This is a genomic window from Humidesulfovibrio sp. (assembly GCF_035560995.1).
Classification (GTDB): Bacteria; Desulfobacterota; Desulfovibrionia; order Desulfovibrionales; family Desulfovibrionaceae; genus Humidesulfovibrio.
In genome coordinates, this window is record NZ_DATMYK010000150.1 from 1 (window position 1) to 10,316 (window position 10,316).

Here is a 10,316-nt window from a genome sequence, read left to right on the forward strand (position 1 = left end):
GCGCGGGGGGGAGGCATGTTTGTGTCAAAATGTGCGCCAAGGCCGGGGCGCGCGGGGCAGTGTCGCGGCTAGCCCTGGTACTGCTCGCGCACCTTGAGGAAGGTGTCCAGTTTATCCAGCAGGATATCCACGAGTTTGGGATCAAAGTGCTTGCCGCGCTCGGCCTTGAAGTGCTCCACCACCTGGGCCAGGGGCCAGGCTTGGCGGTAGATGCGGTCGCTCATGAGGGCGTCGAAGACATCGGCCACGGCGGCCAGGCGGCCGTAGACGTGGATGTCCTCCCCGGCCAGTCCGTTGGGGTAGCCGGTGCCGTCGAAGCGCTCGTGGTGCTGCAGGCAGATGATGGACGCGGCCTGCAGCAGCTCGCGGTGCGAGGCTTTGAGGATCTCGTGCCCGATGGTCGGGTGGGTGCGGATGACGGTCAGCTCCGAGTCGGACAGGGCGGCGGGCTTGTTCAGGATGCTGTCCGGGATGCCCAGCTTGCCCACGTCGTGCATGGGCGCGGCCAGGCGCAGCAGGGTGGCCTCGGCCTCGGGCAGGCCATACTCGCGCGCCAGGATGAAGATGTACTCGGCCACGCGGCGCACATGGTTGCCGGTCTCCTGCGAGCGCCATTCGATGGTTTCGCCCAGCGTCAGCACGATCTCGCGCTGGGTGTCCTCCACCTCCTTGTTCAGGTGCAGGTTGTCGAAGGCGATGGACACGTTGGCGAAGAAGATCTCCACCAGTTGCAGGTCCAGCTCGGTCAGCTCCTTGCAGCCCTCCAGGTAGATGACGCTTTCGGAGTCGTTCTGGCTGCGGAAGTAGCCCAGGTAGCGCTTGCCGTCGAAGAACAGGCTGGTGCGGCTTTTCACCGCGCGTTCGAAGTGGGAGTAAACCTCCGGGGGCACCACCTCTTCCACGTTGCGGCGCACGTATGGCTGGTATTCCCCGGTGGCGGCCAGGATGTTGAAGCGGCCCTTGTCGTTCACCGCGGCGAAGCCGGAGGCCTGGCAGACGATGGCGTTCCGGTTCAGGTCGAGGATGGAGATGAGCTGGCTGAGCACGCCGGTGGAGAACTTCTCCATGGACTGGAGTTCGAAGATGTTCTCGCTGGCCTCGATGATTTTTTCCAGGCCCAGGCGGTTGGCCTCGATGGTGGCGATGTCGCTGCTGGTGCGCAGGGCGGAGACGATGGCCGTCAGCAGCTTCTGCGCCGTCAGCTCGGTCTTTTCCTTGTAGTCGTTGATGTCGTACTCGACGATGACGCGTTCTTCCGGGGCCTGGCCGGGCTGGCCCGTGCGCAGGATGATGCGCACGAAGCGGTTTTCCAGGTCCTCGCGGATGTATTTGACGAGCTTGAGGCCGGTGTCGTTCTCCTCCATCACCACGTCGAGCAGGATGACGGCGATGTCCGGGCGGGCGGAGAGCATGGCGCGCGCCTCGGCCCCGGAGTAGGCGCTGAGGAATTCGAGCCCGCGCCCCTTGTAGCGGAAGCCGGAAAGCACCAGCCGGGTGACGTTGTGCACCTCGGCCTCGTCGTCCACGATGAGCACCACCCAGGCCGCGGGCGAGCCCGGCGCGTGGGTCTGGGCTTCGTCGTCATCAGCGAAAAGGAGATCGTCGGTGTTCTCAGTCATTGCGCGTCATGACCGCCTTGGGGCAACAGGAGTGTGAACGAGGTCCCTTGTCCGGGCGTGCTTTCGCAGCGCACGGTTCCGCCAAGCTTCTGCGTCACCAGATTGTAGAGGATGTGCAGGCCGAGGCCCGTTCCTCCTCTGCCTCTACGGGTCGTATAGAATGGCTCAAATATCTTGTCCAGGTTCTCGGGGGGGATTCCCCTGCCGTTATCTACGTATATTAACTGCACTTGGCCCGCCTCAAGCGTGGCGGTGATGAGGATGCGCCCGGCCTCGCCCGGTTCGAAGGCGTGCACGAGGGAGTTCATGACCAGATTGGTGATGATCTGCGAGAGCGCGCCGGGGTAGGAGTCCATGGAGATGCCCGCGTCGCAGATGACCTGCACCTCGTGGTCGGTCTTCTTCAGGTGCGGGCGGAGGGAAAGCAGCACCTCCTCCAGGTAGTCGCGCAGGCGGAACACGCGCCTTTCCTCGGTGGAGCGGTCCACGGCCACCTGCTTGAAGCTGCGTATGAGCTCCGCCGCGCGCTTGAGATTCGACAGGATCATGAGCGTGGACTCGTCGCACACGGCCAAGTAGGTTTCCAGGCTGGCGCGCTTGAGCCCGCCGGAAGCGTACTGCGCGGTCATCTCTCTGGTCTTGTCCGCCAGGTGCGAGGCCGCGGTGACGCCGATGCCCACGGGGGTGTTGATCTCGTGCGCCACGCCCGCCACCAGCCCGCCGAGGGAAGCCATCTTCTCCGATTCCACCAGCTGGCGCTGGGCGTTGGTCAGCTGGTCCAGGGCGTGCTTCAGCTCGGCGTTGGCTTCCTCCAGCTGGCGGGTGCGTTCGCGCACGCGCTGCTCCAGGCTCTCGTTCATGCGCAGGATGGTCGCCTCGCTCTCGCGCTGGGCGGTTATGTCGCGGGAGAAGCTGGCCAGCTGCCTGGGCACGCCGTCGTCATCCATGATGGGGTAGATGGTGATGGAGTAGAAGGACTCGCCGCGCTCCTCCTCGAAGGTGCGCGGGCTTCTGGTGCGCACGGCCTCCTGGGTTTGCAGGCGGCGTATCTCCGCCGCGTTGGGAGGCAGGTGGTCGTAGATGAAATGCCCGGTCATGTCCTCCGGCTCCAGGCCGCGCCGCTTGGCCCCGTGCTCGTTGATGGCCAGGATGAGCCCCTCGGTGTCCATGAGGATAACCGAGTCGGAGGTGGCGTTGAACAGGGCGCGGATGCGCGCCTCGCTCTCGCGCAGTTCCTCCACGGCGCGCTTGCGTTCGGTCACGTCGGCCAGCAGGCCCTCTATGCGGGTGATGTTTCCGTCCTCGCCGCGCACGGCCCGCGCGATGATGGAACACCAGATGAGGCTGCCGTCCTTGCGGCGCACGGTGAGCTCCATGCCGTCCAGGGAGCCCTTCTCCGTCAGGGTGCGGATGAACTTTTCCCGGCCCAGGGGAAAGGCGTACACCTGCCTGCCCAGGTCCTCCACCAGTTCCATCAGCTCCTCGGCCGAGGCATAGCCCAGAATGCGCGCCAGGGCCGGATTGGCGGAGATGAGCCGCCCTTCCTGGGTGCTCTGGAAAATGCCTTCCGGCGCGTTCATGAAGATGCTGCGGTAGTTCTCCTCGGCCTTGCGCAGGGCCTCCTCCATGCGCTTGCGTTCGGTGATCTCCATGTCGCGCAGGCGGATGGTCTCCTTGAGCTCCTCGGCGTGGATGGTCAGCAGGCGCTCGCGCTCCATGTGGTAGTCCACGCGGCGCACCATTTCGTCCGGGGTGATGCGCATGCGCGCCAGCAGGTCGCCGTAGGCCTCGCTCAAGGCCCGCGTCTCCTCCGGGGTGAACACCCCGGCCCTGGCCAGGGCCTTGTGCGCGGCCGCCGCGCCCACCACGCCGGAAAAGGCCTTTTCCACCTCCGCGTACAGGGCCGCCAGGGTGGTGACGGAGATGTGCTGCCGTCCCGTCAGGCGCAGGGTGCGCACGCTGGCGTTCAGAATCTCCCGGGCTTCGCCCCTGGGCATATACTCGCGCAGGGGCCTCTCCATCAGCCTGCGCTTTTCGGCCAGGTCGATGCTGTCCTCGGCCAGGGGGCCGGCTCTGCGCTCGGCGCCGCCGGGCAGGCCGGTGAACTCGGCCAGCACGGCCATTTCCTCCGGCGCTTGCCGGGTGGTCAGCGACACCCCGACATACAGGCCGACGTTGAACAGCAGGGTCCAGAACACCGAGTGCGCCACCGGGTCCAACCCGGTGAGGCCGAAGAGGGCCTCCGGCCGCAGAAGGGGCAGACCCAGCAGCCCTTCCCGCAGGGGCGCGGCCCAGATGTGGCCGCTTTTGGACAGGGCGGGCAGCAGCATGGTGTGCGCCCACAGCAGCACGCCGGCGGAAAGGCCGGCCATGGCCCCGGCTCTGGTGCCGCGGCTCCAGAACAGGCCGCCCAGGATGGCCGGGGCGAACTGCAGCACCGCGCCAAAGGCGATGATGCCGATGTTCACCAGGATGTACGACTCGCCCACGGCCAGCTCGAACCAGTAGGAAACCAGGATGAGAAAAGCCACCGAGCCCCAGCGGCATTCCAGCAGGCGGCGCTTCAGCCCGGCCAGGGCGGGCACGCGGTCGATGACCGGCAACAGCACGTGGTTGGTCAGCATCACCGCGTTGGTCATGGCCGAAACCATGACCATGCCCATGGCGGCCGAGAAGCCGCCCAGGAACACCAGCAGGGTGAGGACGCGCTGCCCGCCCGCCAGGGGCAGGCCCAGCACGTAGGTGTCGGCCTGGGCGGGGTTGAGCCCGGCGGAAAGCCCGGCCAGGGCGATGGGCACCACGAAGAGGTTGATCAGGAGCAGGTAGAGCGGGAAGGCCCAGGCGGCGGTCAGGATATGCCGCTCGTCGGAGTTTTCCACCACGGCCAGATGGAACTGATGGGGCAGGAACAGCGTGGCCGACATGGCCAGGATCAGGTAGCCCGCCCAGGCCGCGTAGGGCGAGCCGGAGGCGTCGCTTAAGCCCATGACGTGGGCCAGGCGTTCCGGCGGCAGGCTGGCCATGAGTTCAGCCGGGCCGTCGTGCAGGACGAAGGTGGCGAACACGCCCACGGCCAGGAGGGCCACCAGCTTGATGAGCGCCTCGGCCGTCACCGTGGCCACCATGCCGGGGTGGCGGTCCGTGGGGTCCATGCGCCGCACGCCCAGCAGAATGGTGTAGCAGATCATGAGCGTCACCACGAGCGGCCCCATGGAAGTCAGCAGCGGCGAGCCGCCCTCGGACCCTTCGGCCAGGAGCGAGAAGGTGGAGATGACGCTTTTGAGTTGCAGGGCCACGTAGGGCACGCTGCCCACGAAGGCCACGGCGGTGGCCAGGGCGGCCACACGGTGCGACTTGCCGTAGCGCGCGGCCAGGATGTCGGCGATGCTGGCCACGTGGAAGCTTGACTTGATGCGCACCAGCTTGCGCAGAAGCAGCCACCACAGGGCGGCGGAAATGGTGGGACCGATGTAGATGGTGAGGAAGAACAGACCGGAATCAACGGCCTTGCCCACGGAGCCGTAGAAGGTCCAGCTGGTGCAGTAGGTGGCCAGGGAAAGGGCGTACACCAGTGGGCGGTCCGTCACCGGGCGGCCGGACTCGGAGCGGGCTTCCGCCCAGCGGGCCAGCAGGAACAGGCAGGCCGTGTAGGCGGCCAGCAGCAGCAGCACGAAGAGCGGGCTAAACATCGCCGGGCCCGGATGCGTCTTCGCGGGGGGGAGGGACGCCGTCATCCCGCGGGGGCAGGCACGAGGCCGAAACCCCGCGCGCGGCCAGCAGAAGCAGCACGATGGCCGCGGCCCAGGCGGCGAACAGCCAGCCCAGCAGGTGCCCAGGGCCGGGGATGCTCATGAGCGGCCAGTTGAAGACCAGCAAGAGCGCCGCAAAGACCAGGCCGAACACGCCAGAGCGTCCCCAGCAATTGTCCATCGCGACCTCCCCAGCCAGCAGAGCCAGTCTTTGCATCCGCGTTCCGTCCCGCGGCGGTCCCGGAAGCCTTGGCCGGGGCCGCGCAACGCCAAGCGTGCCGAACGGTAGCCTGGACAATACAACGAAAAGAAGCTGTTGCGCAATGGGAACCTGTACTCTTACGGCATCCAGCCATGAATCCTGCGCCGCGCCGCCCGCCTGTGTGCGGTCCGCTTTGCCGAAAGAGACCAAGGCCAGACAGCGAACGCTCACTTCCCTGGGCGGCCTGCCCCTGGGTTCTACTGTAGGACAATTTTTGCTGTTATTCGATTGGCTTATTGTCAAGGCGCTGGGGCTCCTGTCCTGCGCAAGTCTTTGGTGTAACTCTATATATCTATTCACGGAATAGATGTGAGACGACTCTGGTATTGCGCTCGGGTGGCGTCAGGGGTATGCGTAGGGTAATCCGCATTTGCCCGGACAGGTGGCATAACATACAGGAATTCAGATGGCTGGGAACGACGACTACGGCATTTTGGGAGAACGGCTGCGGGCCTTGCGCCATAAGGCCCGGCTCACCCAGGCCAAGCTGGCGGAGAACGCCGACATCTCCTGCGTCTACGTGAACAAGCTGGAGCGAGGCTTGGCCGTGCCTTCGCTTCAGGTGCTGAACCGCCTGGCCAAGAGCCTGAACACCGACGCGGCCAGCCTCCTCGCCGCAGAGCCTCTTGCGGCGCCTTCCGCCGCGCCGGAGCGGTTGGATAAGTCCGGCGCCATCGACCAGGCCATGCCGGCCAGCCAGCCCGACGCCTCCGGCCTGGCCTGCCGCGCCAGCGTGCATCAGCCCAGCCCGTACCTGGCCTTGTACCTCTCCGGTACGAAGCGCAGCGCCCGCAACCTGGTGTTCCAAACCACGGAAACCCCGCTGCCTCCGCTTCCGTCCGCCGCCCGCAAAACGCAAAAGTAGCGTCTCGCTTCTGCAACGCCAAGTTCCTGGGATGCGTCTCGACTCGTACTCTCAGTATCTTGCAACTGCGTATTCCCGTGGTATATGTTGTACGTAATAGTCTGAAATGTAATGACGTTGTATTACGGTCACGGAGTGCGCCCCCTGTGGCGGCCCGTGCCCGCAAGGAGGCAAGCGTGCTGGGCAAGGTCTCGGTACTCATCATCGACGACAGCGCCAGCCTGTGCGAGGGCCTGAAGCTCAACCTCGAACACCGGCACGGCTTTTCCGTGCTGACCACCCAGGACGGCAAGGCCGGGCTTGCCCTGGCCCGCGCCAAAAAGCCGGATGTCGTGGTGCTCGACGTGATGATGCCCGGCATGTCCGGGGGCGAGGTGGCCGAGGCCCTGCGCGAACACCCCGTCACCGCGCACATCCCCATCATCTTCCTCACCGGAATGATCAGCCGGGAGGAGGTGGATGAGCATGGCGGCGAAATCGGCGGCGAGCGGTTCATGGCCAAGCCCGTGAACCATGAGGAGCTGGCCGCGGCCATCCACGCCCTTTTGGGACGCTGAATCCCCACGCCGCCGCGGGCCGCGAAGTCCCGGCGCTTCTGGACAAGGAGGACACCATGCGGAGCCGTTTACGGTTCCGGTCGCTTGCGCGCCGGTGCGCGGCGGCCCTTTGCCTCATCCTGAGTCTGGCCGTCCCCGCCCGCGCGGGCGAACTCATCGTTGGCGGCACCGGGTCGTCCGGTCCGCTGGTGCAGCTTCTGTTCGACGCCCACCGCAAGCAGGCTCCGGAGCACACCCTGCGCCTCATCGCGCCGCCGTTGGGCACCAACGGGGCCCTGCGCGCCCTGGAACAGGGCCGCGTGCATCTGGTGATGGTGGGCCGCCCCCTGGCGCAGGCGGAATTCGCAAAGTTCGGCCAGCACTTCGATTTGGCGGACACGCCCTTTGTCATGGCCTCGCGCGATGGACAGCGCCGGGGCGGCTTCAGCCTGGACGAACTGGCCCAGGTGTACGCGGGCACGCTCGGCAAGTGGGACGACGGCGCGCCCATCAGGCTGGTGCTGCGCGGCGAGTTCGAAAGCGATACCCTGCTGCTCAAGGACATGTCCGGACCCCTGGCTGAGGCCCTGAAAACGGCCAAGAACCGGCCAGGCATGGCCGGAGCGGTGAACGACCTTGAGACCGTTACCGTGCTGGCCGCTGTTCACGGCTCCCTGGGACCCACCACCCTGGGCCTGCTGACCACGATGAACGTGCGCCTCCACTTGTTCACCTTGAATGGCGCGGCCCCCACCATCGCCAACCTCAAGACCGGAAAATACCCATGGCACAAGCGGCTCACCGTGGTCCTTCCCCAGCGGCCCAGCCCGGAGGCGGCGGCTTTCGCGGATTTCCTGCGTTCTGCAAAAGCGCGGGAGATTCTGCTGCGCAACGATTACCTGCCACTTGCGCCATGAACGGGGACGACAGGAACAAATCGCCGCTGGCCGTCCTGGTCTCGCGGCTTGCCCTGGTGCTGGCCCTGGTGGTGGGCATCGTTCCGCCCCTGGCCTATCTGGCGTATTCGTACACGCGCATCACGGCCGAGCTTGAGGGCACCTTGCGCATCCAGGCCGTCGCCCTCACGGATTTCATCGCCACCCAGCCGGACAATTGGGACGTGGCCCATGACCGCATGCTGGGCGCGCTCGACCGCCACCTTTCGTACGAGAAGGGCTTCCGCATCCTCAAGTCCGATGGCGAAATCCTGGCCGAGGCGCTTTCCCGGCAGCGCGGGCCTTTCGTCGTGCGCAGCCAGACCGTGTATTCCTTCGGCCTGCCTGCGGGCAGCATCGAGGGCCGGGAATCGCTTTTCGAGACCCTGCTGGCCGGTTTCGTGGTGCTCTGCGGCAGCTTCGTCTGCGCCTGGATTCTCTGGGGCCCCATCCGCAGCCTGCCCCTGGCCGCCCTGGCCGAGGCCGAGCGCGACCTGCGCGCCCAGGAACGCTACCGGCAGGCGCTTTTGAACAACTTTCCGTTCATGGTTTGGCTGAAGGACGTGGAGAGCCGCTACCTGGCGGTGAATTCGAAGTTTCTCGAAATCGCCGGCATGCGCACCGAGGAACAGCTCATCGGCCAGTCGGATCTCGGCATCGCCCCGCGCGAGGTGGAGGAGAAGTTCAAGGCCGACGACAAGGTGGTGCTGGCCAGCGGCCAGGCCAAGCGCACGGAGCAGTGGGTGACGCACGAGGGCCGGCGGCGCTGCCTGGAGATCTACAAGTCCCCCGTGTCCCTGGACGGCGAGATCATCGGCACCGTGGGCTACGCCCAGGACATAACCCTGCGCAAGGAGGACGAGGAGAAGCTCACCCAGACCCTGCGCCTTCTGGAGGAAACCCAGGCCTTGAGCCGCTTCGGCGGCTGGGAGTACGACGTGGAGGCCCGGCGGATGACCTGGTCGGGCGAGGTGTACCGCCTGCACGGGGTGGAGCCTGGCTACGATGTGGATAATTTCGAGGAGACCCTGACCTTCTACCCCCCGGACACGGCGCGGCTTGTGGCCCAGGCCTTCCGGCGGGCGGTGGAGCAGGGGGTGCCCTACGACCTGGACGTGCAGTTCCTGCCGCGCGGCGGCAGCACCATGTGGGTGCGCCTCATGGGCACTCCGCAATTCGTGAACGGCAAGATCGCGTGCGTTCACGGCAATTTCATGGACATAACCGAAAAGAAGAACATGGAGCTGGAGCTGCAGCTGGCCAACGAGATGCTCGAACTGCGGGTGTTCCAGCGCACCCAGGAGCTGGCCGCCACCAACCGCAGCATCAACCAGATCCTCTCGTCCATCTCCTCCATCCTCTTCGTCATCGACCCCCAGGGCCGCGTGAACCAGTGGAACACGGCGGCCAGAAGCATTCTGCACAAGCCCCTGGCCGACGTGCAGGGCCAGGACTTCCGGCTGCTTTCCCTCGGGCTCGACGCCAAGACCCTGGCCGAGGGCATGGACAAGTGCCGCCAGGAGAGGCAGCCGGTGAAGGTCCATAACCTGCACTACCAGGGCGCGAACGGGCAGGAGGGCTTCCTGGCCTTCACATTGAGCCCCATTCTGGACGAGCAGGGCGAGTTCGGCGGCGTGCTCTGCCTGGGCGACGACATCACCGACCTGAAGTTCCTGGAGTCGAAGCTGGCGCAGGCCCAGAGGCTCGAGTCCATCGGCCAGCTGGCCGCGGGCATCGCGCACGAGATCAACACCCCTGTCCAGTTCATCGGCGACTCCGTGTCCTTCCTCCTCGACGCCTTCAAGGAGATCCAGGCCATCCTCGGCCAGTGCGGCCGGCTCAAGGCCGTCGGCGAGGGCTCCTGCGCGGCCCAGGCGGAGCTTGCCGGAGCCATCGCCCGGAACCTGCGCGAAGCCAACTACGACTACCTGCAGAAGGAGATCCCCAAATCCTTCACGCGGGCCTTCGAGGGCATCGACCGGGTGACCACCATCGTGCAGGCCATGAAGCGCTTCTCGCATCCCGGCGGGCCGGACAAGCGCGCCGTGGACATCAACAAGGCGGTGGAAAGCACCCTCACCGTGACCCACAACGAGTGGAAATACGTTGCTGACGACGTGACCGAGCTGGCCCCGGACCTGCCGCCAGTCGTCTGCCTGCCGGGCGACCTGAACCAGGTGCTCCTGAACGTCATCGTCAACGCCGCCCACGCCATAGCCGACAAGGTGGCCCAGACCGGCGGGCGGGGGCGCATCACCGTCAGCACGCGCCTGGAGGGCGAGGACGTGGTCATCGCCGTTTCGGACACGGGCACCGGCATTCCCCCGGCCGCGCGCGACAAGATCTTCAA

The 10,316-nt window shown here is 66.1% G+C and carries 7 protein-coding genes; 4 read left to right on the top strand and 3 right to left on the bottom strand.

The features are described from left to right. Positions 1 to 68: 68 nt before the first annotated feature. The 3 genes from VN419_RS05925 to VN419_RS05935 are packed head-to-tail and all read right to left on the bottom strand — an operon-like array spanning position 69 to position 5,549. Entirely contained in the window at positions 69 to 1,619 is a 1,551-nt protein-coding gene (locus tag VN419_RS05925; protein WP_325645447.1) for a DUF3369 domain-containing protein, read from the bottom strand. Next, positions 1,616 to 5,308, bottom strand: coding sequence for a PAS domain S-box protein (locus tag VN419_RS05930; RefSeq protein ID WP_325645451.1), 3,693 nt, complete (start codon positions 5,306 to 5,308; stop codon positions 1,616 to 1,618). Before VN419_RS05930 ends, VN419_RS05925 begins: the two co-directional genes overlap by 4 nt. Further along, positions 5,301 to 5,549 carry a hypothetical protein gene (locus tag VN419_RS05935; RefSeq protein ID WP_325645453.1) on the bottom strand — a complete coding sequence of 83 codons (249 nt, stop codon included), beginning with the start codon at positions 5,547 to 5,549 and terminating at the stop codon, positions 5,301 to 5,303. Before VN419_RS05935 ends, VN419_RS05930 begins: the two co-directional genes overlap by 8 nt. A 487-nt stretch (positions 5,550 to 6,036) precedes the next feature. Here VN419_RS05935 and VN419_RS05940 point away from each other — a divergent pair, with 487 nt between their 5' ends. The 4 genes from VN419_RS05940 to VN419_RS05955 all read left to right on the top strand — a co-directional run. Further along, positions 6,037 to 6,495, top strand: a complete 459-nt coding sequence (locus VN419_RS05940; protein WP_325645455.1) for a helix-turn-helix transcriptional regulator — start codon at positions 6,037 to 6,039, stop codon at positions 6,493 to 6,495. Between the two features lie 176 nt (positions 6,496 to 6,671). Beyond that, positions 6,672 to 7,052 carry a response regulator transcription factor gene (locus VN419_RS05945; RefSeq protein WP_325645457.1) on the top strand — a complete coding sequence of 127 codons (381 nt, stop codon included), beginning with the start codon at positions 6,672 to 6,674 and terminating at the stop codon, positions 7,050 to 7,052. Between the two features lie 56 nt (positions 7,053 to 7,108). Then, complete coding sequence (locus VN419_RS05950; RefSeq protein ID WP_325645459.1) at positions 7,109 to 7,948, top strand: substrate-binding domain-containing protein; 840 nt, start codon at positions 7,109 to 7,111, stop codon at positions 7,946 to 7,948. Beyond that, the coding region (locus VN419_RS05955) for a PAS domain S-box protein (protein WP_325645461.1) at positions 7,945 to 10,316 on the top strand (2,372 nt) is incomplete at its 3' end. The genes VN419_RS05950 and VN419_RS05955, both read left to right, overlap by 4 nt.